Genomic DNA, 23,223 nt, shown 5'->3' on the forward strand with positions numbered 1-23,223 from the left:
GAACCAGACATATACCTGAAACGGAAAATAAAGAATGAGCGACGAAACCCCCGAGATTCCCGCCCCCGAGGCCGGAGAACCGGACACCGTTCTTGAAGGCGACGTGCTGATCGACCGCGTTGAACAGGTGGACCTGCAGACGGAAATGCAGCGTTCCTACCTGGACTACGCCATGGCCGTCATCGTAGGGCGCGCCCTCCCGGACGTCCGCGACGGCCTCAAGCCCGTCCACCGCCGCGTGCTCTACGCGATGTTCGACGGCGGATACCGCCCCGACCGTTCCTTCAACAAGTGCGCCCGCGTGGTGGGCGAAGTCATGGGCCAGTACCACCCGCATGGCGACACTGCCATCTACGATGCCCTGGTCCGGTTGATCCAGGACTGGACCATGCGCTATCCGCTGGCGCTCGGGCAGGGGAACTTCGGTTCACCAGGCAACGACGGTGCCGCCGCACCCCGGTACACCGAGACCAAAATGGCGCCCCTGGCCATGGAAATGGTCCGCGACATCGACGAGGAAACCGTCGATTTCCAGGACAACTACGACGGCAAGAACCAGGAACCCACCATCCTGCCCGCCAGGTTCCCCAACCTGCTGGTGAACGGATCCTCCGGCATTGCGGTCGGCATGGCCACCAACATCCCGCCGCACAACCTGCGGGAAGTGGCGGACGGGGTCCAGTGGTACCTGGCCAACCCCGGCGCCACCCGCGAGGAACTCCTCGAAGAACTGCTGCTGCGGGTCAAGGGCCCGGATTTCCCCACGGGTGCCACCATCCTGGGACACAAGGGCATCGAAGACGCCTACCGGACCGGCCGCGGTTCCGTCACCATGCGTGCAGTGGTCGCGGTGGAGGAACTCCAGGGACGCACCTGCCTGGTGGTCACGGAACTGCCGTACCAGGCCAACCCTGACAACCTGGCCATCAAGATCGCCGAATTGGTCAAGGACGGCAAAATCTCCGGCATCGCGGACCTCCGCGATGAAACCTCCGGCCGCACCGGCCAGCGCCTGGTGATCGTGTTGAAGCGCGACGCCGTACCCAAGGTGGTGCTGAACAACCTCTACAAGCACACCGAGCTGCAGAGCAACTTCTCCGCCAACATGCTGGCCATCGTTGACGGCGTGCCCCGGACACTCAGCCTGGACGCCTTCATCCGGCACTGGGTGACGCACCAAATGGACGTCATTGCACGCCGAACCCGGTACCGCCTGCGCAAGGCCGAGGAGGAAGCCCATATCCTCCGTGCCCTGCTGAAGGCACTGGATATGCTCGACGAAGTCATCGCCCTGATTCGCGCCTCGAACACCACCGAAGCCGCACGCGACGGGTTGATGGAACTTCTTGATATCGACGAGCTGCAGGCCCGCGCCATCCTGGACATGCAGCTGCGCCGCCTCGCCGCCCTGGAACGCCAGAAGATCCAGGACCGGCACACCGAGCTCGAGGCCCTGATCGCCGAATACAACGCGATCCTGGCCTCCGAACAGCGCCAGCGCGAGATCATCAGCGTCGAGCTGGCCGAAATCGTGGACAAGCACGGCGACGACCGCCGCACCAAGATCCTCATGGGCTTCGATGGCGATATGTCCATGGAAGACCTGATCCCCGAAGAGGAAATGGTGGTCACCATCACCCGCGGCGGCTACGTCAAGCGCACGCGCAGTGACAACTACCGCTCACAACAGCGCGGCGGCAAAGGCATCAAGGGTGCCCAGCTTCGCGGCGACGACGTCGTGGAACACTTCTTCGTCACCACAACGCACCACTGGCTGCTCTTCTTCACCAACCTCGGCCGTGTATACCGTGCCAAGGCGTACGAGCTCATGGAAGCGGGCCGGGACGCCAAGGGCCAGCACGTTGCCAACCTGCTCGCATTCCAGCCTGACGAACACATTGCCCAGGTGCTGGACCTGAAGGACTACCAGCAGGCGCCGTACCTGGTGCTCGCCACCAAGCGGGGCCTGGTGAAGAAGACCAGGCTCGAGGACTACGACACCAACCGTTCCGCCGGCGTCATTGCCATCAACCTGCGCGACGGCGACGAACTGGTGTCGGCGCAGCTCGTCTCGGAAACAGACGACCTCTTCCTGGTCTCCCGCATGGGCCAGTCCATCCGCTTCACCGCTACGGACGACGCCCTGCGACCCATGGGCCGGGCAACCTCCGGCGTTACCGGGATGAAGTTCCGCGAGGACGACGAACTGCTGGCCGCCGACGTGGTGACTGACGGCTCGTTCGTCTTCATCGTGACGGAAGGCGGGTACGCCAAGCGCACGGCGGTGGAGGAATACCGCCTCCAGGGCCGTGGCGGTCTCGGCATCAAGGTAGGCAAATACCAGGAAGAACGCGGCCACCTCGTGGGAGCCCTCATCGTCCAGGAAGAGGATGAAGTCCTGGTGGTCATGGAGGGCGGCAAGGTGGTCCGGTCCTCCGTGGCCGGTGTTCCGGCCAAGGGTCGTGACACGATGGGCGTCATCTTCGCCAAGCCGGACAAGAATGACCGGATTATCGAGGTGGCGCGCAACAGCGAACGGGGCCTCGAGGACGATGAATCCGCTGAGGATGACGTAACGTTGGCTGAAGATGGCGGTCCCGCTGGGGATTCCGCCGAGCCAGCAATGGCAGAAGAATCACCGGCCGTTGAGTCAGAGGACGCCTCGGGCGACGCTGAGCCGAACGAAGACAACACGGAGGTAACGAGTGAGTAATTCCGACTCATTTCCCAAGCCGAACAGCACTGTTCCTGACGGGAACCGGCCTTCAGCGGCGCCCCGCGTGAACGCCCCCGTCCGTCCGCAGCAGCGACCGGCAGCGGCCGCAGGTGCCCCGGGCCAGCGTCCCGCGGTTCCGGGCCAGCGCCCGCAGCAGGGCGACCGCCCCGCGCAGCCCGGCCAGCGGCCCTTCCAGGGTCAGCCGGGCCAGCGCCCTGCAGCCTCCGGCCAGCGGCCGGCCCAGGGACAGGGTAATCCCGGCCTGGTGAAGCCCGCGCCGAAAGCAAAGGTACGGCGGGCCCGGCTGCTGATCAGCAAGGTGGACCCCTGGTCCGTACTGAAGATGGCATTCCTGCTCTCGGTGGCACTTGGCATCGTCACCGTGGTGGCAGCAATCGTCTTGTGGACGGTGCTGGACCTGACCGGAATCTTCGACCAGGTGGACAGCCTGCTGGGAACGCTCGCCGGCTCCGAAAGCGGCGGCTTCGAACTGAAGAAGGTGGCATCGCTGGGGCAGGTGGCCTCATTCGCCACCATCATCGCTGTGGTCAACGTTGTCCTGCTGACGGCGCTGTCCATGCTCTCCGCCGTCCTCTACAACATTTCCGCCACGCTGGTGGGTGGAATCGGCGTCACCTTGACGGACGATTAAGAACCCGGTTTCACCGGGGGTAATCCGGTGGAAATGCCCGATTTGAGATCGGGCCGGGATGTGCTGTAAAGTCATATCTCGGCCCGATGAGGCATCGGGGCGTATAGCTCAGGCGGTTAGAGCGCTTCGCTGATAACGAAGAGGTCCCAGGTTCAAGTCCTGGTACGCCCACGGAACCTGTGCAGGTTTCAAACGGAGGTTTGGTCCGGATACATCCGGTACCCGGCCGGAACGGGGAGCATGTGAAGAAGTTGCTGGTACTCGCAGCGGCAATCGCAGGCTTCCTGGTCTTCCGTAAAGCACAGGAATCCGAAGCCCGGAAAACAGTCTGGAGCAAGTCAACCGATACGGTTGACTAGCTTGGGCGCCAGGTAAGGAAGCCGTCAAGGCCTCGCGGTTCCTGGGGTATGATGGACGGGTTGCTTCTTATGGGGGCATGGCGCAATTGGTAGCGCACCTGCTTTGCAAGCAGGGGGTTCGGGGTTCGAGTCCCCGTGCCTCCACCATAGGAAAGTCCCGGTCGGCGGAAACGCCGGCCGGGACTTTTTGTTCTCCTTTCCCTCCGGGGACGGCTCCAGGGGGTATCCATTGAACTTCTTCTTCGCGGCCCTGGGTGTCCTCGGCGTCGCCTCGTCAGGCCCCTTGATCGCCGCAACCCTGGGCGCCACGAGCGTCAGCGCCCTCGCCATTGCCTTTTGGCGCAACGCCATCGGTTCCGTGGTCATGGCTGCCCCCACGCTCATCCGGGAGCCCCGCAAGTTCGGCCGCATCACGGCCCGCGAGTTCCGCTGGTCCCTGCTGGCCGCCGTCGCCCTCGCCCTGCACTTCGCCTGCTTCATCACTTCGCTGCAACTGACCTCCGTTGCGGCCGCCACAGCCCTGGTGTGCCTGCAGTCCGGCTGGATTGCCGTCTTCCAGCTCGTCCGCGGAACCCGGCACCGCTGGCAGGTCCTCGCTGGACTGGGGATTGCCTTCGGCGGTGTTGTCGCCATCACCGGCTTCGACCTGGGAACCTCTTCGCAGGCACTGACCGGAGATCTGCTGGCGATGGCGGGCGGCGCCCTGGCGGGGCTCTACACGCTGGCAGGCGGCAAGGCCCGGCAGAGCATGACCACGGGGACGTACACCACGCTCTGCTACGGGATGTGCGCGGTCCTCGTGGCGGTGCTGGCCCTGGCGGCCGGCCAGCCCCTGGCCGGGTTCGAGCCGGCAGGGTGGCTGGGCATCGCGGCCATCACCGTCTGCGCGCAGTTGGTGGGCCATACGGCGTTCAACCACCTGCTGGCCACCATGAGTCCCCTCATCGTCTCCATGATCATCCTGCTGGAAATTCCCGGGGCCGCACTGGTGGCCGCCGTCTTCCTGCACGAGACCCTTCCGGCTGGCACGTACGCCGGGCTGGGCCTCATCCTGGCGGGACTCGCCGTCGTCGTCCTGGGGCAACGGTCCGGAAGGACAGGGAAGCGGCCACTGCCGCCCGGGGAGGAACCGCCGTCGGGCCGTCCGTTGGCGGAACTGGGAACGGACTGACAGGAAGCCTGCCGCCGCCGGGCCTTACTGTCCGCCGCGGCGGACGGGCTGGGCGGTGTTGACGGTGTGGATGGCCCGCAGGAGCTTCGCCGGGAAATACACCGAAAAGAAGACCACCATGGGGGCCTTCAACGCCATTTTGCGCACGTTGTGGGCTTTGTAGGTCCGGTCGAAGCGGGTGACGTAGTAGCGGTAGTCCCGCGGAGAGTCCTCAAGCCGGCGCGCGGACATGCCGGACACCATCTGCGGCCAGTAGCGGACCGGCAGTTCATGGTCGGCAAGGTGCAGGGACAAATCGATGTCCTCGTGCATCTCGTCTTTCTCGTCCCGGCAGGTCTCGGCCCGGATGGTTTCCCAGGCACTGGCACGCAGGGCCATGTTGGAGCCGAACAGGAAGTGGTACTGGTGCTTGGCCAGCTTCAGCATGAGCTGGCGCATCTTGTCGTCCGCTTTGAGCCCAAAACGGCGCATGGGCATGTCGTAATACACCACCGGCCCCGTTGCGGCCTGGACGACGGGATCTGCAAAGGCCTTCTGGACCTGCTCCACCCAGTCGGGTTCGACGATGGAATCCGCGTCGATCCGCCCGAGGACATCCCCCGTGGCGTGGTCGAGCCCGAAGTTCCTGGTGGGGATCAGGCCCTGCTCCCGGTCCTGGCTGAGCAGGATAATGGGGCTTTCCGGGTATTCGAGCTGCATCTGGCTGACGATCGCGGCAGTGCGGTCGCTCGAGAGGTTGTCCACCACGATGATTTCGTGGGCGGGAACCGACTGGTAGATGGCAGCGATGAGGCACTGCCTGATAACGCTTTCCTCGTTGTACGCCGGGATAACGATGGACACGCGGAGCTGTTCGGCTGCGTCGTTCAAGGCATCCCCAGAGGATCGATCGGCTGACATCAGATCAAATCTAGCATCCGGGCCGTGTCCTGCCGCGGCGTGGACCATGAGCTTCCGCGGACACACAAAAGGGGCCCCGTTCAAAACGGAGCCCCTTGTGCGCGGCGAAGGACTAGGCCTCGGTGGTGCCCTTGACGTCGTTGCCGATGTTCGACGCGATGTTCTTGGTAGCCGTCTTGGCGTCAGTTGCGGCGGTGGGTGCTTCGTCGGCCGCGTCGTCGGCCACGTGCTTGGCCTTGTCAGCGGCGTCTGCAGCCTTGTCCTTGACCGCTTCGGCGGCGTCCGCTGCCTTGTCCTTGACCGCTTCGGCGGCGTCCGCTGCCTTGTCCGCGACGGCGGAGGCTGCGGAACCTGCGGCGTCTGCAGCCTTACCTGCGGCGTCAGCCACGTGTTCCTTGACGTCGCTGACGGTGGTGGCCGGCACCGGGGCAGGCGTGGGGGTAACCGGCGACGGAGTCTTCCAGGGGTCCTCCACGGGCTTGGAAGCCTTCCATGCGGCAACGCCCGCGGCCACCGCGGCGGCAATCACGCCAAAGACCAGCCAGCCGCGCTTCTTCTTGGGCTCGGGCTGGGACAGCTGGATACCGACGGTGCGGCCAGCTTCGGTTGCGGCGGCCTTGAGCTGCGTACCGGTGGCCTGTGCCTGTTCCTGGATGGCGTGCACAATTCCCGCGTCGCCAAGCTTCTGGGCGACGGCGTCGACGCGGGCAGGTGCGCCTTCAAGGGTGCGGTGAACGGCCTCCGAGGCCACGCCGATCTGGTCGGAGAGCTTGGGCAGGTAGTCCACCACCACGCGGTCACGGGCGTTCAGGACCACCGGCGTTGCCTTGTCCAGGGCGTCGTGAAGCTTGGGTGATGCGTTTTCCACGACGTCGTTGATCTTTGGCGCCAACTGGGCCAGTCCGTCCTGGATCCTGGGAGTCACGGTGGCAACACCATCAGCCAGGTTGTGAGCTGCGGTCTTCAGGCCTTCCTGGATTTTGGGAGATGCGGTATCCAGGCTGTGCTGGAGCCGCGGGACAGCCCAATCCACCGCTGCTTCCACCCGGGGGGCCGCCCAGTCCTTGGCATTTTCCACCGCACTGGTGACCGACTGCTCAAGGTCACGGGCAATACGATCCGATTTCTTCACAACTACCTCCCGATTAATGTGACGGTTCTGTCGCTAGCCTACGTGCCCGGACCACCCCGGGCTATTCACTCTGCGGATTTTAGGCCGATTTCACCCAGCGCGGAACTGCTGCCGCAGCCGTTGCCGCCCATAGGGGACATGGAAGAATGAGGCTTATGACTGCCATCGCAACTGCAAAAGCAACCATCCACACCAGCCTCGGCGACATCGTGGTTAACCTCTTCGGGAACCACGCGCCCAAGACGGTCAAGAACTTCGTTGGCCTTGCCACCGGCGAGCAGGCCTGGACCCACCCGGAAACCGGTGAGGACAAGACCGGCACTCCGCTGTACAACGGAACCATCTTCCACCGCATCATCAAGGACTTCATGGTTCAGGCCGGCGATCCCCTGGGCCGCGGAACCGGTGGCCCCGGCTACCGCTTCGATGACGAAATCCACCCGGAACTGAGCTTCAACCAGCCCTACAAGCTCGCCATGGCCAACGCCGGCATCCAGATGGGCAAAGGCACCAACGGTTCACAGTTCTTCATCACCACCATTCCCACGGACTGGCTGCAGGGCAAGCACACCATCTTCGGTGAGGTGGCGGACGAGGAGTCCAAGAAGGTCGTCGACGCTATCGAGGGTGTCCGCACCGGCATGGGTGACCGCCCCGTGGAGGATGTCACCATCAACAGCATCGACATCGAACAGCTTTAACACCACAGCATGAGTTACGGAATTCCGTCGGCTGAGCCGTCCGCGCAGGTTCCGGTCTGCCCCCGGCATCCGGACCGGCCCTCCTATGTGCGCTGCCAGCGTTGCGGCCGCCCGGCGTGCCCGGACTGCCAGCGGGCGGCCGCCGTCGGATTCCAGTGCGTTGACTGCGTCAACGAAACCCGGCGGACGACGCCCGAAGTCCGGACGGTCTACGGCGGGGCCGTGGCCACCGGCAGGCCGATGGTGACGTTTGCCATCATTGCGGTCTGCGCGCTTCTCCAGGTCCTGCAGTTCGTCATTCCCAATGAAGGCGTCTACCGGGCCTTGGCCTTTGCCAACATCTACGCAGAACCGAAGTACAACGAGTTCGAACCATGGCGGATGCTCACTTCGGCATTCCTGCACTCGCCGGACAACCTCCTCCACATTCTGCTTAACATGTACACGCTGTGGATCTTCGGCCAGGCCCTGGAACCAATCCTGGGCCGCCTGCGGTTCCTAGCGCTGTTCGTTATTTCGGCCTTGGGCGGTTCCGTGGGGTACCTGCTGCTGACACCGCTTTATGTTCCCGGCCAGCAACTCTTCGGGGTGGTTGGGGCGTCCGGAGCGATCTTCGGCCTCTTCGGCGCCATGCTGCTGGTCCAGCGCCAGCGCGGAGGCGATACCCGCCAGCTGTGGGTCTTGATTGCCATCAACGGTGTCATCGGCTTCCTGGTCCCCCAAATCGCCTGGCAGGCCCACTTGGGCGGACTGGTCACCGGCGGGCTTTGTGCAGCCGTCCTCGCCTATACCCCGCGGGGACGCCGGCAGGGCCTCATCCAGGCCGCAGGGCTCGCCGCGGTGGTGGCCCTGCTTGTTGCCCTGACATGGTTGCGGGTCTCCCTGTAACTCCCCGCGGTCCAGAAGCCCCCCTGAATGCCCGGCACCACAGGTGCCGGGCATTCGTCTTTTCCACAGGCCTTATCCACAGTGTTGGTAACTTACAGGGGTGTAGTTCAGGCGCCGTTTCCCGGACAGTGGCTGGCGATTTACTTCTCGGCCCCGGATATCCTCGATTTCTCCACACCTGTGGATAACCTGTGGGGATAGGGGTGTGCGTAAGTGGATAAGCGGACGATCCAGGACCAACATGTGGACAACTGCCCGCAAAGCACCCCCTGAGCGCGCCAATAGAAGGCAATACCCGGACTTATCGACAGCGTTATGCACACTGTTAATAAGTAACAACCCTGTAGTTTCCCGCGCTGGATCCGTGGTGCGAGTAGGCCAGACCGCCCAACCGCCTGTGATTTCCACGGGGTTACCCACAGTTGTGGATAACTTGTGGGTATCGGGATGTTGTTAAGTGCATAACCGCGTCGTCGGCCCCTCAGGCGCCTCTGCCTATGATGGTGCCTTGCCCAGCCGTACTACCTTGAAGGACTCCCGTGAGCGCCACCGAGCACCTGTACCTCGACAAGCAGCACCCGGCTTTGTGGAGGGCGATCAGCGGCCTCGGACTGAAGGTGCAGGAAGCAGCGGAAGCCGCCGGCTTGGGCGCTGGCCTGCTGGAGCTCCTCAATGTACGGATCTCGCAGATCAACGGCTGCGCCTACTGCCTGGACCTGCACGTGCGGAAGGCCGCTGAGGCAGGTGAAAGTCCACAGCGGCTCGCGGTGCTGCCGGCATGGCGGGAAACGGCCCTGTTCACGGACAAGGAAAGGGCTGCGCTGGCGTTGGTGGAAAGCATTACGGAACTCCCCGACCAGGAATCGCGCGAGAGTGAAGAAGCCTATGCAAGGCAGTGCCTCACGGCGGAGGAATTCTCCGCGGTGAGCTGGGTGGCTGTCACCATGAATGCCTTCAATCGGGTTTCCATCACCAGCCACCACCCCGTGAGGCGCAGCCGTCCGTAATGACGGGTCCGGCCGCAACGCTGGTTATCCACAGGTATTCCACACTGTTAATAACCACATCTTGCGGGCAAATTTCGGCCGGTCGGGCAGCAACGCGCCACAGGAGACCTCGGAGGCACGATGCCACAAAGATTATCCACACTGTGGATAACCTTGCCAACAGCTGCGGACAGCCGACGCGGCGCGGCGCTACTCGGCCCAGATCCCGGAGGAACCGCGACGGTGGCTCGCCAGGAGGTGCGTGTCCACTATTCCCACGGCTTCCATCAGGGCGAACATGGTGGTGGGGCCAACGAACGAGAAGCCCCGTTTCCGTAACGCCTTGGACAATGCGACCGACTCCGCCGATTGGGTGGGAATGTCCGACGCTACTCGGGGACGCGGGGTGCTCGCCGGGCGGAAACTCCAGACAAAGTCCACCAGCCCGCCGTCGTTTCGAAGCTCCACGGTGGCCCGGGCGTTCTTGACCGCGGCGTGGATCTTCAGGCGGTTCCTGACGATGCCCGGGTCCCGCATCAGCCGTTCCACGTCCGCATCGCCGAACAAGGCCACGGCGTCGGGATCGAAACCGGCAAAGGCGGCACGGAAGCCGGGACGCTTGCGCAGGATGGTGGCCCACGAGAGCCCGGCCTGGAATCCCTCCAGGCAGATACGTTCGTAGAGGCCCTGCTCGTCAGTGACGGGCAGCCCCCACTCCTGGTCGTAGTACGCGCGCATCAACGGATCCGTGGATGCCCACGCGGGCCGGGCCAGGCCGTCGTCGCCAATGATCACGCCGGCGGAATCGGGAGACAGGGGGATCCTCCTCGAAAGTAGCGTTGCGAACGCGTCAGGAACGCCAGCGGGTGGTCATCAGGAACCCCACGATGGCAATGCCGAAGCCTGCCACGATGTTCCACGACTGCCACGCCTGGACCGGAAAACGTCCCTCACTGATGTAGAACGTGATGATCCAGAAGAGTCCGATGATCATCAGGCCGAACATCACCGGCTTGAACCAGACGGGGTTGGGCTTGTATGAATCGGTGGAAGCCGGCTGGGCGGTGCTGGCAGTCTTCTTGCGAGGTTTCGACTCGGGCACTGGCTCTCCTTGGCAGGCTGGGCAAGCTCGGCGGCCCGGGCTTGATATCCTGCAAGAAGGAAATTGCCAGCGGTCTGCGCGATCTTGGTCAAATCTGGATTCTTACTAGCAGCCAATTCTAGCCGCAGTTGATGGGCACCCGGTGCCCTGGGTGGACGCCCGGAGGAGAACGCGTGGTATTGCAGGAGAAGGCCGGGCCCGTGGCCCCGCCCGCCCGCCGTGGCTCCCTGCTACGTGGAACCATCCAGGTCATCGGTGAACTGTTGATCACCGCCGGCATCATCCTCCTGCTCTTCGTGGCGTGGCAGCTGTGGTGGACCAACGTTGAATCAGACGCCAAGCAGAGCCAGGTCATCAAGGAATTTGCCCAGGACCTCAGCACCGCTGCGCCGTCCCCGGCAGCAACGGCACCCGCCGCGCCACCGGCAGGCGGGCAGGATTTCGGCACGCCAGTAGTGGGTACCGCCCCGGGCCACGCCGGCACGATCGGCATCATGTACATCCCCCGGTTCGGAGCCACCTACACCCGTCCGATTGTCCAGGGGACCAGCCAGGATGTGCTGGACACCTTGGGGCTGGGACACTACAGCAACACGGCCATGCCCGGTGCGGTGGGCAACTTCGCGGTCGCCGGCCACCGCCAGACGCACGGCGCGGTGCTGGACAACATCCATACCCTGGTGCCGGGGGACAAGATCTACGTCCAGACCAGGGACGGCTTCTATGTCTACGTTTTTCGCAACAACCAGATCGTGCTGCCGTCGCGCACCGACGTCCTGGAACCGGTACCCACCCAACCCGGTGTGGCACCCACGGAAAGTTACCTCACCATGACCAGCTGCAACCCCCGCTTCGGCGCCGAAGAACGCATCATTGCCTATGCCCTGCTGGACAGCTGGCGTCCGGCGTCCGCCGGCCCGCCGGCCGAGATCGCGGCACAGGTTGCAGCCGCCACAGGGAAAGGCTGAGCATGTACGCCTGGATATTCCGCCACCTCCCTGGTCCGCTCTGGCTGAGGATTGTTTTCTCATTGGTACTGGTCGCCCTTGCCCTGGTATTGATGGTCCAGTTCCTGTTCCCCTGGATGTCCCACTTCACCCAATTCACCGACTCGACGATTGGTTCAGCAGACCAGCCATGACCACAACCAAGATCCTCGTAGTGGATAACTACGACAGCTTTGTCTACACCCTGGTGGGTTACCTCCAGGAGCTCGGCGCCGAAACCACGGTGGTCCGCAACGACGACGTCACCCTGGCCGAGGCGATCGAACTCGCCGGGGCCCGGGACGGCGTTTTGATTTCACCCGGCCCCGGCAACCCCGCCGAGGCAGGCGTCTGCATCGAGCTGATCAAGTGGTGCGGTGAACACGGCGTGCCGATGTTCGGTGTGTGCCTGGGCCACCAGGCACTGGCGGAGGCGTTCGGCGGCACGGTCACCCATGCCCCGGAGTTGATGCATGGCAAGACCTCGCAGGTGGAGCACAGCGGCACCAGCGTGTTCGCCGGCCTCCCCTCCCCCATCACGGCCACCCGCTACCACTCGCTGGCGGCGGTCCGGGAATCCATTCCCGACGTCCTGGAGGTCACGGCACAAACCGCGTCCGGGGTGGTGATGGGACTGCAGCACAAGACCGCACCGCTTTGCGGCGTCCAGTTCCATCCGGAATCGGTCCTCACCGAGGGCGGATACCAGATGCTTGGCAACTGGCTTGAGTCCCTGGGCATGAAGGGCGCCGCGGCGCGTGCGGCCAAGCTAAGCCCACTTATCCAGCACTAACCGGACCGCCGGGCGGCGCTTCAGCCCTTCTTGGTGGGCTTCGGCGTGGGCGTGGGCGTGTCGGTGGGGGTCGGCGTCGGGGACGGCGCCGGGGCGGGGGCCTTGGCAACCACCACCGTGATGGTCTTTCCTTGTTCGACGGCGGCGTTGACGGGGTCGCTTTGATCCGTCACCTTGCCCGGTTCCACCTGGGAGTTCTCCACCTCCACCACCAGGGGGACCAAACCGATCCCCTTCAGCGCGGCTTCGGCTTCCTCGCGTGAAAGGCCCCGCAGTTCTGGAACCACCACCTTGCCCGTGGACACCACCAGCTCGACGCTGGTGCCCACGCCGACGCTCTGCCCGGGAGCCGGGTTCGACGTAATGACGATTCCCGCCGGCACCGTGGCGCTGTTGGCCGTGGTGGTCGATGGAGCGCCCACCAGGCCCACCTGGCGAAGGATGTCCCGTGCGGCAGCCTCGGTCTTGCCCGGAAGGCTGTCAGGAATCTTCACCGCACTGGGCCCATCCGAGACGTTCAGGACCACCTCGGCACCTGGATCCATCGACGCCCCGGCCGAAGGGTCGGTGCCGATGGCCGTTCCCTTGGCAACGGTATCGTTCTGAAGCCTGGTGATCTTGGGACGCAGGTTCGCGTTGTAAAGCGTCTGCAGCGCGGCGCTCTCCGTCATGGCCGCCACCGAAGGTATCTGAACCTTGGCCACGGGCGCCGGCCGGTTGACTGTTTCGTATAGCCAGAGGCCGGCCCCTGCCAGGACCAGCAGGGTGAAGATCACCAGGGTGGCAATCCACGCACGACGACGGGACTTCTGCGGCCTGCTGGGCTCGCGTTCCGGAGGGAGGCCGAGCGGGAGCGGCTCAGCCGTTGTGTGCGCGTCCGCCACTTCCAGCGGACCGGCCGGGTCGTCGTCGTGGTACAGGCCGGCGGCAGCCAGCCGCCCGGTGGGAGCATCATCAAGGAAGCTTGCGCCCGTTGCCGCGAAAGCCTCGGTGCGCGGCTGGGCATCGGGTACATGGTCGTTGGGATCCGTTGGCGCCTCCGACGCCGCCACGACCGGCACGGCCACGCCGGCCTTCGCAGCCCGCAGGGCACGCCGGAAAGCTGCGGCATCCTGGAACCTGTCGTCGCGGTTCTTCTGCAGGGCCTTGGCGATGACCGTATCCAAGGCGGGAGAAACGTCGGGGTTCAGGCTGCTGGGTGGATCGGCGATTTCCCGAACGTGCTGGTACGCCACGGATACCGGACTGTCCCCAACGAACGGCGGCCGGGAGGTCAGCATTTCGTAGAGCAGGCACGCTGCGGAGTAGAGGTCGCTGCGGGCGTCGACAGTTTCGCCCCTGGCCTGCTCCGGAGACAGGTACTGCGCCGTGCCCACCACCGCCTGTGTCTGGGTCATGGTGGCGGAGGAATCAGCGATGGCCCGTGCGATGCCGAAGTCCATCACTTTCACCGAATTGGTTCCGGGGCAGTACATCACGTTGGCCGGTTTGATGTCCCGGTGAACGATCCCGGCCTTGTGGCTGTATTCCAAGGCCGCCAGCACGCCAAGGCAGTAATCGATGGCGTGATCTATGGTCACTTCCTTGGCGCGGATCATGTCGCGCAGTGTCTTGCCCTCAACGAATTCCATCACGATGTAGGGCACCCGCACATCCTCGGCGGAGCCATCGTGGACCAGGTGCTCGCCGGTATCGAAGATGGCCACGATGGAGGGATGGTTCAAGGCAGCCACCGCCTGGGCCTCGCGCTTGAACCGTGCCTGGAACTGGGGGTCCCTGGCCATGTCCGGGCGCAGCAGTTTAATGGCCACGGTCCTGCCGAGGCGGGTATCGGTTCCCCGGTAGACATCAGCCATGCCACCGCGGCCAATGAGGCTGCCGAGCTCGTACCGGCCGCTCAGGACACGCCGGTTATCCACTGGGACGTTGTCCTCCCGGTGCAGCGGTGTGCGTGATGACTCATTCACTGGTGGTCCCGGCGGTCAGGGAGTGCAGGTCGGGGGCGTTCCGGGCGTTTGGCCGGCCGCACAGGTTGGCAGCGGTGAGATGGGCGTCGGCCCCGCCACGGGTGAGGTGGTGGGCGCCGGCGTCGGAGCCGCCGTGGTGGGGGCGGGTTTCGGAGCCGTCGCGTAGATGACCGTAATCAGCGAACCCCTGGGCACTGTTCCGGTGGGGTTCAGCTCCAGGACAGTTCCCGGGGTCGCGGTGCTCTCCTGCGGCAGGACCGTCACCTGGAGCCCCAGGCCGGCCAGCGAAGCCTGGACCTGCCGGTAATCCTTGCCCAGGTAGGCCGCCGGAATCACGTTGACCGTGTCCTGGGTGGGCGTGGGCGTGGGCGTCGGTGTGCTGCGGGTCTGCGTGGGCGTGGCCGACGGGGTGGTGCGGGTTGGGGTGGCCGACGGGGAAGGGGTGCTGCTGGTGCTGGTGCTGGTGCCGGACGTCGGGTTGCCGGCCGGCGAGAAGAGGCCCACCTGGTTCAACAGGAAACCCACCAGGGCAAACAGGAGCAGCAGGATTAGGGCGACCAAAGGCCAGGTCCAGGGACTGCGGCCCTTGCGCCGCGGCTCGTCGGCGGGGCCGTCGTCGTACCTCTCCTCCTCCTGGTCCCAGTTCCGTTCCGCCGCCAGGGCGTTGGCGCGCGCAAGATGCCCCTGCGGGCCGTCCGCGCCGGCGGCCGCTGCGCCTGCAGCAACCCCGGCCGCGGCACCGGCGGCACCGGCGCCCAGGACCGGCAATGCCGACGTTGCGGTGGGAGCGGAATCACGCTGCGCGCCGATCACGCCGGTGGGAGCAGTGGCTGTGTCCACCGGGGCGGTGATGGGTCCGGTCTCGGCATCGAACAGCAGCATGCCCGGCACGGCGGCGCGAGCTGCGTTGATGTCGCCGTTCCGGATGGCCTCCGCGGCCTCGGCCAGTTTGATGGCGTTGGCCGGGCGGTTCTTCGGATCCTTGGCCAGCATGGACATCAGGAGCGCACGGACCGGGGTGGGGAGAGACTCCGGGAGCGGTGGCGGTGCATCGTTCACCTGGGCCAAGGCAATGGCGATCTGCGATTCACCGGAGAAAGGCCGGTGTCCGGTGAGGCACTCGTAGCCGATGACGCCCAAGGAATAGATGTCCGATGAACCGGTGGCGGTCTGCCCGGTGGCCTGTTCCGGCGCCAGGTACTGCGCTGTTCCCATGACCTGGCCCGTCTGGGTCAGGGGGACCTGGTCGGCGAGGCGGGCGATGCCGAAATCGGTCACCTTGACCCGGCCGTCGGGGGTGATCAGCAGGTTTCCCGGCTTGACGTCGCGGTGGACCAGGCCCTGCGCGTGCGCGACGGCCAAGGCCCGGGCAGTCTGGGCGATCATCGAGAGCGTACGGTCCGGCGAAAGCACCTGCTCGTGCTCGATGATGCTGCTCAGCGGCTGCCCCGGAACCAGTTCCATGACCAGGTAGGCGGAGCCCTCCTCTTCGCCGTAGTCGAAGACGTTGGCGATGCCCACGTGGTTCAGCAGGGCCGTGTGGCGGGCCTCGGCGCGGAAACGCTGCAGGAAGCCGGGGTCGCCGGTGTACTCCTCCTTCAGCACCTTGATCGCGACGATGCGGCCCAGGACGAGGTCTTTGGCTTTCCAGACTTCGCCCATACCGCCGATCGCGATCCGCGTGGTCAGCTGGAATCTGCCGCCGAGGGTGATTCCGGTTGTAGGCCTCACTTATTCAACACCGCCTCAAAAATCTTCTTCGCGTTGGGACTGGTCAGCTTTGCTCCCGCGTAGATGTCTACGCCTTCCATGACAATCGTGACGCTGACCTTCGGGTTATCAGCGGGGGCGAACCCGGTGAACCACGAGTTGTTGGTTCCGTTTCCGAGTTCAGCGGTGCCGGTCTTGCCAGCGACCTGTACCCCGGGGACGGCCGCGCCCTTGGCGATGCCGTCGGTCACCACGCTGGTCATCCAGTCGGTGATTTGCTTGGCGATTTCCGGGGTGGTGGACGTCCTGAGCTGTGCCGGCTGGGGCTCGTCAATGACGCGCAGATCCGGGGACCGCAGGGTCTTGACCAGGCTTGGCGCCATCTGTACGCCGCCGTTAGCGATGGCGTTCGTCATCATGTTGACCTGCAGCGGCGTGACCCGGACGTCCTTCTGGCCGATGGCGGACTGGGCCAGTCCGGGCTTGTCCAGGTTGTCGGGGAACACGTTGCCTTGGGCATGGCCGAGCTTGAGCTGGTCCCCGACATCCTCGCCAATCCCAAACTTCTTAGCCTGGTCGGCGATGGCGTTGCGGCCAAGGTCCAATGCGATGCTCGCGAACGGTGTGTTGCAGGACTGCTGGAGTGCGAACGCGAACGTGGCGGTGTCCCTGGTGTAGCAGTTGCCGCCGGCGTAGTTGGGCAGCTTGTACTGGATGCCGTCAAATGGCATCTCAGCGGGATTGGGCAGCACGCTGTCCTTGTTGTATTTCCCCGAGGCAAGCGCGGCCGCCGTGTCCACGAGCTTGAAAACGGATCCCGGGGCGAGCAGCGCGCCGGTGGGGCCGCTAACGTTCTGGTTCAGGTTAATGCCGGGCACCTTGACCAGTTCGTTGATGTTGGTGCTCTCCGCAGTGGGATCCTGCGTGGCCACCAGGTTCGGGTTGTAGGACGGCTTGGACACCATCGCAAGGATGGCGCCCGTCTTGGGATTGGTGACGACGATCGAGCCGCGCTGGCCATCCGGGATGAGGCTGTAGGCCAACTGCTGGATCTGTGGATCGATGGTCAGTTCCACCGACGCGCCCTTGGGCTGGTTGCCCAGGAAGAGCTGGCCTACGCGGTCCAGGAAGAGCTGGTCCGAGTTGCCTGCCAGTTCGGCCCCCATGGACTGCTCCAGCCCCGTGGCGCCGTAGTTCTGGGAGAAATACCCGGTCAGTCCCGCGTACAGCTCGGGCTGGGTGTACGTGCGCTGGAATTTGCAGGTTTCCGAGTTGCTCTCCACCGACTCCGCCACCGGAGTTCCGCCCACAATGATCGAACCCCGGTCATTGCAGTAGGTCTGGAGGATGGCGCGCTTGTTCCACGGGTTGTCCTTGAGCTCATCGGCGCCCACCACCTGCACGTAGCTGATGGCCCCGAAGATCAGGGCGAACATTGCGATGGCCGCGACCCATGAGTGCCGTATTGCCTGGTTCATGCGTGCTTCACCGCCTCGGTTGGAGTATCAATACCTGTTGATTCGGACCCGGCCGACGGCGGCAGCGGAGTGGTGTCCACCGGTCCACGGGCCGTGTGCGAGATCATCAGCAGCAGCCCCACGATGATCCAGTTGGCCAGCAGGGACGAGCCTCCCGCAGCCAGGAAGGGCGTGGTGAGGCCGGTCAGCGGAATCAGCCGCGTGACGCCGCCGATCACCACAAAGCACTGAAGCGCCACTGCGAAGGACAGTCCGCAGGCCAGCAACTTTCCAAAGGCGTCCCGGGTACCCAGGGCGGCCCGGAACCCGCGGGTGAACAGCAGCAGGTACATCAGGACCACCGCGAAAAGTCCGATCAGGCCCAGCTCCTCGCCCAGGGAGGCAATGATCATGTCGCTGTTGGCGAACGGAACCAGGTCGGGGCGCCCCTGCCCCAGGCCGGTACCCACCAGGCCGCCGTTGGCCATGCCGAAGAGGCCCTCGACGATCTGGAAGCTGCCGCCGTATTGCCGCCCGTAGACCTCATCGGTGAAGGCGTTCAGCCAGCCGTCGATCCGCAGGCCCACATGGGAGAAAACCTGCGAGGCGATGAGGCCGCCACCCAGGAACAGCGCCATGCCAATGACGACCCAGCTGATGCGGCTGGTGGCCACATAGATCATGACGATGAACAGGCCGAAGAACAGGACGGAGGAGCCAAGGTCGCTCTGGAAGACCAGGACGCCAATGCTCACCAGCCAGGCGGCGATCATGGGGCCGAGGTCCTTGAAACGCGGGAACTGCAGCGGCCCCACCTTGCGGCCTGCGAGCAGGATGAGGTCCCGGTTGGAGGAGAGATAGCCGGCAAAGAAGATCGCCAGGGTGATCTTTGCGATTTCACCGGGCTGGAAGGTCATGGGACCTATCCGGATCCACACGCGGGCACCGAGGATTTCACCGGCGCTGATGCCTGGAATCAGGGGGAGCACCAGCAGGACTGCACTGGCCGCCAGTGAAATAAACGTGAACCGGCGCAGCACCCTGTGGTCTTTGAGGAACCAGATGACTGCAATGGCCACGGCCATGGCGATCAGGGTCCAGCGGAGCTGGTTGTTCCCGGTATCACCGCCGGGAGGGTCCAGCCGGTGGATCATCGCCAGGCCCAGGCCGTTCAGGGCAACTACCAGTGGAAGTATTACCGGATCAGCATATTTCGCGCGGAAGCGCAGGACGCCGTGGAACGCCAGGGATGCTGCGGCCAACAGGCTTGACTGGAACCAGAAATCGGAGTCAAAGGCCTTCTGCTGGTCCACACCCACCAGCATGTTCGCGCCGATGCCCACCGTCAGGGCAAGCAGCAGCAGGAGGAGCTCAACGTTGCGGCGGGGCTTGGGGGCGGTGTTGACCTGGCTCATTTGGCCCCCTGGCAGGTGATGGTGGGTGTGGGAGATGGTGACGGTGCCGTCGGGGTGGGCGCCGGTACGGGGGCGCCTGATGCCGGCGGAGGAGCCGCACTGTCGGTTGGTGCGGGTGGCGACGCGGACGCGGACGGCTTGGGGCATTCCTCTTCCGGTGACGTGCTGCCCGTCAGCTCGAGGTTCTTGACGATCCGCTGGGCGTCGTAGAGGTCGTTCGCCGGCACGGTTTGGCGGACGCGCTGCTGCGAGAAGGGCGGCAGGGAATCCATCCGGATATCAGTCACGGCTTCGAGGGATGAGAGCTGGATGGGGCCAAGCCGCTGGGAAACCCCGTTGTAGATGGCCACCCGGGAATCAAACTCGCCCACGTAATAGCGGGTTTGAGTCCAGGCATAGCCCAGCCAGAGGCCAATGGCCACCACGACCACCACGGCGGCTGCAACGGACCACGCGATCCAGCGGCGGGGACGAAGCGGAACAAGGGTGTCCGCGGTGTCGCCGGCCGGTTCCGCTTTGTGGGTGAGCAATGTTGCTGCGCGCCTGGCCACGGTGCGCCCGGCAACCGTGGGGATGGACCCGGATTCCGCGGCGGAAGCAGCCGCACCCACCAGTTCATGCGGGCGGGAGGCAAGCTCCTCGCGGAGGACCTCGGCGGACAGGTGTTCGCCCAAGTGCGGGTCCGTGCTGCCGGGCTCGGCGGAACGTGAGTCCGGGTCAGTGGCGTCGCCGTCGGCGGCTGCGGTGGATGTAGGTTCCTTTGCATCGTCGCCGGTGCCGGTGTCCGGCGGCGCGGGAGCCTGCCTGGCTTGATCCGAAGCGGGGGCTGCAGGCTTGGCGGCCCCTCCGGCAGCTGCCGCGGCAGCGGGCATGCTGCCAGGCGGCGGCATGATGATCTCGACGGCGGCCGTGCTGACGTCGTCGGCCGTTTCCGGGACGATGTCCAGCACCACCACGGTGACGTTGTCCGGGGATCCGGCCTCAAGGGTCAGGTCAACCAGGGTTTCCGCGCACTCGCGCAGGTCCTTGGTTTCCCGGATTGTCCGTTCCACGGCATGCCCTGCAACGTAGTTCAGTCCGTCCGAGCAGAGCAGCCAGCGGTCGCCCTGCCGCGCTTCCAGTGTGTCCAGGTCCAGCTCGGGGCTGGCGTCGACATCACCCAGGACGCGCATCAGGACGTTCTTGTGCGGGTGCGTTTCGGCTTCCTCGGGCCGGAGGCGGCCCTCATCGATCAGCCGCTGGACAAAGGTGTGGTCAACGCTGACTTGCTTGAATTCTCCGTCGCGGAGCCGGTAGGCGCGGGAATCGCCGATGTGGGCGAAGTGCAGCTTCCCCCCGGCCAGCAGCAGGGCGGTCACGGTGGTGCCCATCCCCGCGAGCTTGGGGTTGATGTGCACGAGTTCGGAGAGCAGGGAGTTGGCGGTCTGTATTTCGTCGGCCAGGATGGTGCCGGCATCGTCGCCGTAGTCGGGCCGGTCCAGGTGGATCATGTCCAGGACGGTGGCGGCGGAAGCGACGTCACCACCTGCGTGCCCGCCCATGCCATCGGCCACCACCGCGAGGTGCCGGCCCACGTAGGCGGAGTCGTCATTCTTGGAGCGGATCCGGCCCACGTCCGAACGCGCTGCGTAACGCATGATGAGGGGCCGCTCCGCCGGATCGGGTCCGGGTGCGGTTTTTTCAGTGACGGCCACGGCTACGGCCTCAATTCGATGACCGTCTTGCCGATTCTCACGGGTACCCCTGGCTCAACCGGCAAGGCGCGGGTCAGTTGCTGGTCTCCCAGGTATGTTCCATTGGTGGAGCCGAGATCTTCGATGAACCACCGGCTTCCCTGCGGGAACAGCCTGGCGTGGCGGCCGGAGGCGTAATCGTCCTCCAGGACCAGGGTGGCTTCCTGGGCGCGTCCCAGGAGGATGGGGCTGGCGGCCAGGGGAAGGGTTTTGCCCTTGAGTGGGCCTTCCACCACGACCAGCTGCCGGGCCTGCTGCTTCACAGGCTGTTGCAGCGGTTCGGCCAGTTCCGGGTTACGGCGGACCTGGCGTGCCGTGGGTGCGCCGGCAGCTGCCTTGCGGCCCACCATGAGGTCGCGGCGCATGGCCGAGACGATGCTGAAGATGAGCACCCAGAGGAGCAGCAGGAAGCCGAACCGCAGCGCGGTGATGGTGAGGTCGCTCATGCGCGGCCACCCGGGCTGGCAGGAAGCAGGCGGAAGATAATCTTTGTCCGTCCCATCGTGATGGTGGAGCCGTCCGTGAGTTCGGTGCTTCCGGAGACCCTCTGCCCGTTGACGTAGCTGCCGTTGGTGGAACCAAGGTCCACCGCATTCGTTACGCCGTCGGCCGTGCGGATTTCGAGGTGGCGGCGCGAGACACCGGTGTCCTCGATGTGGATGTCTGCCTCGGAGGACCGGCCCAGGATGATGGACTGGGCGTTCAGCGAATAACGCTGGCCGTCAATATCGAGCACAGGCTGGAGCCTCGCCGGCTGCCGGCTCGGTGCCGCGGGAACATTGGGCCGCGCCTGGGCGGGTGCCGGAGCCGGGGCACCTTGGGATTTCTCGGTCGAGGAAGCGATCTCGAAGTCACCGGCCCGAAGCCCGGACTCCCGGCGAAAGGATATCCTGACCGGCCCCTGGAGGATGTAGCCCTGGCCGCGGACATGGTTGATGACGACGTCGCAGAGTTCTTCGGCGAGGGGAGTGCCCCACTCCTGTGCCCGCCGGAAGTCCTCATCGCTGAGCTGGACATCGAAAACGTTGGGCACCAATGTGCGGCCTGCGGCCACGGTAAGGGCCTTGTGGTCCACTTCGCGGCGGAGCCTGCTGGCAATCTCCACGGGCTCGACCTGGGCCTTGGAACCGGTGGAGAAGACACCGCGGACGGCCTTTTCAATGCCGCGTTCGACCCTGTCCAGCAGACCCATGGTTCTTCTCCTTTCCCCCCGGTTCCAGGGAAGCCGTTGTTCCTGACCAGCACCTGCAGTGCAGTGCGCCGCATTGTGGGGTGGCTGCCGACGGCAGCCGCTCCTGTATCCGATACTACTGTCCAGCCCCGTGAATGACCTTAATCCACAACGGCCGGGCGGCGGCAAAAGTTCGTCTTCACATCCGGGCGTCCCTCGCGCCGGCCCGGCGTTCGGCGGCGTCGAAGGCCCGTTCCGGTGCAGTTTTTTCCCTGCCGACAGCCGGGTCCGGGGGTGCCGAAGGCGGCGGCCTGGCGGCCAATTGGTAATTTGCCGCATGTGTCCGTTATGCTTGATCTCGCTGCTTTTACGAGGTGCAGGTACGGAAATCCGGGCCGGCTGAGTGGAAGAAGTTGCGCGCGAGTGGCGGAACGGCAGACGCGCTGGCTTCAGGTGCCAGTGTCCGAAAGGGCGTGGGGGTTCAAATCCCCCCTCGCGCACGCATATGGAAAAGCCCCGGTCTTGGACCGGGGCTTTTTTGCGTTCCCGGCCGCTCATGGGCTGGTTCGCGGATCCGTCCCTATAAAGAACGGGTGTGCGAACACGCTTAGGAATGCGGCGGCGAAGCGTCCTGCGGCGCGGCCGGGCGCGCGGACGCCTTGAACCGGCGTCGTGAATTGGCCAGGTGGCTCCGCATGGCAGCTGCCGCGGCCGCCTCGTCACCATCGGCGATGGCCTCCAGGATGGAGCGGTGTTCCAGCACCACCTGGTCGAAATGGTCCCGGGCATAATGCTCGACGCCGGTCATCAGGCGGGTGCGGGGCATCGCGATCATGGTCTGCCCCAGGGCTGCCAGGCAGTCGGAGTAATAGGGGTTGCCGGAGGCCGCAGCCACGGCCCGGTGGAATTCGAAGTCCGACTTCATGGCGTGGGCGGGGTGGCCCGAGCTTTCGGTAAAGGCTTCCAGTGCGGTGCCGACGGCCCGCAACTGCCTGTCCGTGCGGTTGCGGGCCGCCAGTGCCGCGGCCTCCGTCTCCACGCCCATGCGGAATTCCAGCAGGTGGAGCCTGTCCTCTGTGCTGGCCACTGGACGTCCACCCGGCATGGCCGGCGGTGCGTCCGAGGGCGGAGTGAGGGCGAAACTGCCGCGTCCGCGTTCGGTTTCAACGAGTCCCTCGGCCTGCAGCCTTGTCAGGGCTGCACGCACCACCGTGCGGCTGACGCCGAAATCATTGATGAGCGTGTTTTCGCTGGGCAGCTTCTCGCCCGGCTGGATGACACCGTCGACGATGCGGTTGCGAAGGTCAGCGGCGAGATCCGCGGTGAGGTTCCGGCTCATGGGTCAAGGTTACGCGCCGAAGGTCACGCTTTCGGTTGTCCAGGC

The 23,223-nt window shown here is 65.1% G+C and carries 21 protein-coding genes and 3 tRNA genes; 12 read left to right on the forward strand and 12 right to left on the reverse strand.

Going from position 1 to position 23,223, the window contains the following annotated elements; genetic code table 11:
* Positions 1-34 precede the first annotated feature (34 nt).
* The 6 genes from gyrA (at position 35) to DC347_RS06720 (ending at position 4,898) form a co-directional block, all read left to right on the forward strand.
* Positions 35-2,713, forward strand: coding sequence for a DNA gyrase subunit A (gyrA, locus tag DC347_RS06700; RefSeq protein WP_109044851.1), 2,679 nt, complete (start codon positions 35-37; stop codon positions 2,711-2,713).
* Positions 2,706-3,368 carry a DUF3566 domain-containing protein gene (locus DC347_RS06705; protein ID WP_026264877.1) on the forward strand — a complete coding sequence of 221 codons (663 nt, stop codon included), beginning with the start codon at positions 2,706-2,708 and terminating at the stop codon, positions 3,366-3,368. The genes gyrA and DC347_RS06705 overlap by 8 nt, the downstream gene beginning before the upstream one ends.
* Positions 3,369-3,465: 97 nt before the next feature.
* Positions 3,466-3,539: transfer RNA gene (locus tag DC347_RS06710), tRNA-Ile, on the forward strand.
* Between the two features lie 71 nt (positions 3,540-3,610).
* Positions 3,611-3,727: a DLW-39 family protein gene (locus tag DC347_RS21910; RefSeq protein WP_240617712.1), complete on the forward strand. Its 117-nt coding sequence runs from the start codon at positions 3,611-3,613 to the stop codon at positions 3,725-3,727.
* Positions 3,728-3,798: 71 nt separating this feature from the next.
* Positions 3,799-3,874: transfer RNA gene (locus DC347_RS06715), tRNA-Ala, on the forward strand.
* Between the two features lie 82 nt (positions 3,875-3,956).
* Positions 3,957-4,898 (forward strand): DMT family transporter, encoded by a 942-nt coding sequence (locus DC347_RS06720; RefSeq protein WP_109044852.1) that lies wholly within the window; start codon positions 3,957-3,959, stop codon positions 4,896-4,898.
* A 24-nt stretch (positions 4,899-4,922) separates the two neighbouring features.
* Here DC347_RS06720 and DC347_RS06725 read toward each other — a convergent pair whose 3' ends face one another.
* Both DC347_RS06725 and DC347_RS06730 read right to left on the reverse strand, forming a co-directional pair.
* A complete protein-coding gene (locus DC347_RS06725; protein WP_109044853.1) occupies positions 4,923-5,798 on the reverse strand; it encodes a glycosyltransferase family 2 protein in 876 nt (291 codons plus the stop codon).
* 112 nt (positions 5,799-5,910) lie between these two features.
* Positions 5,911-6,930 (reverse strand): hypothetical protein, encoded by a 1,020-nt coding sequence (locus DC347_RS06730; RefSeq protein WP_109044854.1) that lies wholly within the window; start codon positions 6,928-6,930, stop codon positions 5,911-5,913.
* Between the two features lie 155 nt (positions 6,931-7,085).
* Here DC347_RS06730 and DC347_RS06735 point away from each other — a divergent pair, with 155 nt between their 5' ends.
* From DC347_RS06735 to DC347_RS06745, 3 genes are all read left to right on the forward strand, one after another.
* Positions 7,086-7,631, forward strand: a complete 546-nt coding sequence (locus DC347_RS06735) for a peptidylprolyl isomerase (protein WP_018762802.1) — start codon at positions 7,086-7,088, stop codon at positions 7,629-7,631.
* A gap of 9 nt (positions 7,632-7,640) precedes the next feature.
* Positions 7,641-8,519: a rhomboid family intramembrane serine protease gene (locus DC347_RS06740; RefSeq protein WP_109044855.1), complete on the forward strand. Its 879-nt coding sequence runs from the start codon at positions 7,641-7,643 to the stop codon at positions 8,517-8,519.
* 539 nt (positions 8,520-9,058) lie between these two features.
* Entirely contained in the window at positions 9,059-9,526 is a 468-nt protein-coding gene (locus DC347_RS06745; RefSeq protein ID WP_018762800.1) for a carboxymuconolactone decarboxylase family protein, read from the forward strand.
* A gap of 189 nt (positions 9,527-9,715) precedes the next feature.
* Here the strand turns inward: DC347_RS06745 and DC347_RS06750 are convergent, their stop codons facing one another.
* Positions 9,716-10,321, reverse strand: coding sequence for a DNA-3-methyladenine glycosylase I (locus tag DC347_RS06750; protein WP_109044856.1), 606 nt, complete (start codon positions 10,319-10,321; stop codon positions 9,716-9,718).
* 34 nt (positions 10,322-10,355) lie between these two features.
* Complete coding sequence (locus DC347_RS06755; RefSeq protein WP_018762798.1) at positions 10,356-10,607, reverse strand: cell division protein CrgA; 252 nt, start codon at positions 10,605-10,607, stop codon at positions 10,356-10,358.
* Between the two features lie 173 nt (positions 10,608-10,780).
* Here DC347_RS06755 and DC347_RS06760 point away from each other — a divergent pair, with 173 nt between their 5' ends.
* Positions 10,781-11,575, forward strand: coding sequence for a class E sortase (locus DC347_RS06760; RefSeq protein ID WP_018762797.1), 795 nt, complete (start codon positions 10,781-10,783; stop codon positions 11,573-11,575).
* A 169-nt stretch (positions 11,576-11,744) separates the two neighbouring features.
* Complete coding sequence (locus DC347_RS06765) at positions 11,745-12,386, forward strand: aminodeoxychorismate/anthranilate synthase component II (protein WP_018762795.1); 642 nt, start codon at positions 11,745-11,747, stop codon at positions 12,384-12,386.
* Between the two features lie 20 nt (positions 12,387-12,406).
* Here DC347_RS06765 and pknB read toward each other — a convergent pair whose 3' ends face one another.
* The 7 genes from pknB to DC347_RS06800 are packed head-to-tail and all read right to left on the reverse strand — an operon-like array spanning position 12,407 to position 21,860.
* Complete coding sequence (gene pknB / locus DC347_RS06770) at positions 12,407-14,353, reverse strand: Stk1 family PASTA domain-containing Ser/Thr kinase (protein ID WP_165837992.1); 1,947 nt, start codon at positions 14,351-14,353, stop codon at positions 12,407-12,409.
* Between the two features lie 15 nt (positions 14,354-14,368).
* On the reverse strand, positions 14,369-16,084 hold the full coding sequence (locus DC347_RS06775; protein WP_109044857.1) for a serine/threonine-protein kinase: 1,716 nt from the start codon (positions 16,082-16,084) through the stop codon (positions 14,369-14,371).
* Positions 16,081-17,541, reverse strand: coding sequence for a penicillin-binding protein 2 (locus DC347_RS06780; protein ID WP_026264867.1), 1,461 nt, complete (start codon positions 17,539-17,541; stop codon positions 16,081-16,083). The genes DC347_RS06775 and DC347_RS06780 overlap by 4 nt, the downstream gene beginning before the upstream one ends.
* Positions 17,538-18,935: an FtsW/RodA/SpoVE family cell cycle protein gene (locus DC347_RS06785; protein ID WP_018762791.1), complete on the reverse strand. Its 1,398-nt coding sequence runs from the start codon at positions 18,933-18,935 to the stop codon at positions 17,538-17,540. Before DC347_RS06785 ends, DC347_RS06780 begins: the two co-directional genes overlap by 4 nt.
* Positions 18,932-20,572: a PP2C family serine/threonine-protein phosphatase gene (locus DC347_RS06790; RefSeq protein ID WP_240617715.1), complete on the reverse strand. Its 1,641-nt coding sequence runs from the start codon at positions 20,570-20,572 to the stop codon at positions 18,932-18,934. The genes DC347_RS06785 and DC347_RS06790 overlap by 4 nt, the downstream gene beginning before the upstream one ends.
* A 59-nt stretch (positions 20,573-20,631) precedes the next feature.
* Positions 20,632-21,114 carry an FHA domain-containing protein gene (locus DC347_RS06795; protein ID WP_018762789.1) on the reverse strand — a complete coding sequence of 161 codons (483 nt, stop codon included), beginning with the start codon at positions 21,112-21,114 and terminating at the stop codon, positions 20,632-20,634.
* Positions 21,111-21,860 (reverse strand): DUF3662 and FHA domain-containing protein, encoded by a 750-nt coding sequence (locus tag DC347_RS06800; protein WP_018762788.1) that lies wholly within the window; start codon positions 21,858-21,860, stop codon positions 21,111-21,113. Before DC347_RS06800 ends, DC347_RS06795 begins: the two co-directional genes overlap by 4 nt.
* Before the next feature lie 396 nt (positions 21,861-22,256).
* Here DC347_RS06800 and DC347_RS06805 point away from each other — a divergent pair.
* A tRNA-Leu gene (locus DC347_RS06805) sits at positions 22,257-22,339 on the forward strand.
* A 107-nt stretch (positions 22,340-22,446) separates the two neighbouring features.
* Here the strand turns inward: DC347_RS06805 and DC347_RS06810 are convergent.
* Positions 22,447-23,178, reverse strand: a complete 732-nt coding sequence (locus tag DC347_RS06810; RefSeq protein WP_109044860.1) for a FadR/GntR family transcriptional regulator — start codon at positions 23,176-23,178, stop codon at positions 22,447-22,449.
* Positions 23,179-23,223 lie beyond the last annotated feature (45 nt).

This window comes from Pseudarthrobacter sp. AG30 (assembly GCF_003116525.1).
Lineage (GTDB): Bacteria > Actinomycetota > Actinomycetes > Actinomycetales > Micrococcaceae > Arthrobacter.

What these genes read in the sequence shown, in the direction of transcription:
- gyrA (WP_109044851.1), top strand. Translation starts at nt 35, where the DNA reads ATGAGCGACGAAACCCCCGAGATTCCCGCCCCCGAGGCCGGAGAACCG.
- DC347_RS06725 (WP_109044853.1), bottom strand. Translation starts at nt 5,798, where the DNA reads ATGTCAGCCGATCGATCCTCTGGGGATGCCTTGAACGACGCAGCCGAA.
- DC347_RS06735 (WP_018762802.1), top strand. Translation starts at nt 7,086, where the DNA reads ATGACTGCCATCGCAACTGCAAAAGCAACCATCCACACCAGCCTCGGC.
- DC347_RS06740 (WP_109044855.1), top strand. Translation starts at nt 7,641, where the DNA reads ATGAGTTACGGAATTCCGTCGGCTGAGCCGTCCGCGCAGGTTCCGGTC.
- DC347_RS06765 (WP_018762795.1), top strand. Translation starts at nt 11,745, where the DNA reads ATGACCACAACCAAGATCCTCGTAGTGGATAACTACGACAGCTTTGTC.
- DC347_RS06780 (WP_026264867.1), bottom strand. Translation starts at nt 17,541, where the DNA reads ATGAACCAGGCAATACGGCACTCATGGGTCGCGGCCATCGCAATGTTC.
- DC347_RS06785 (WP_018762791.1), bottom strand. Translation starts at nt 18,935, where the DNA reads ATGAGCCAGGTCAACACCGCCCCCAAGCCCCGCCGCAACGTTGAGCTC.
- DC347_RS06790 (WP_240617715.1), bottom strand. Translation starts at nt 20,572, where the DNA reads ATGCGTTACGCAGCGCGTTCGGACGTGGGCCGGATCCGCTCCAAGAAT.
- DC347_RS06795 (WP_018762789.1), bottom strand. Translation starts at nt 21,114, where the DNA reads ATGAGCGACCTCACCATCACCGCGCTGCGGTTCGGCTTCCTGCTGCTC.
- DC347_RS06800 (WP_018762788.1), bottom strand. Translation starts at nt 21,860, where the DNA reads ATGGGTCTGCTGGACAGGGTCGAACGCGGCATTGAAAAGGCCGTCCGC.
- DC347_RS06810 (WP_109044860.1), bottom strand. Translation starts at nt 23,178, where the DNA reads ATGAGCCGGAACCTCACCGCGGATCTCGCCGCTGACCTTCGCAACCGC.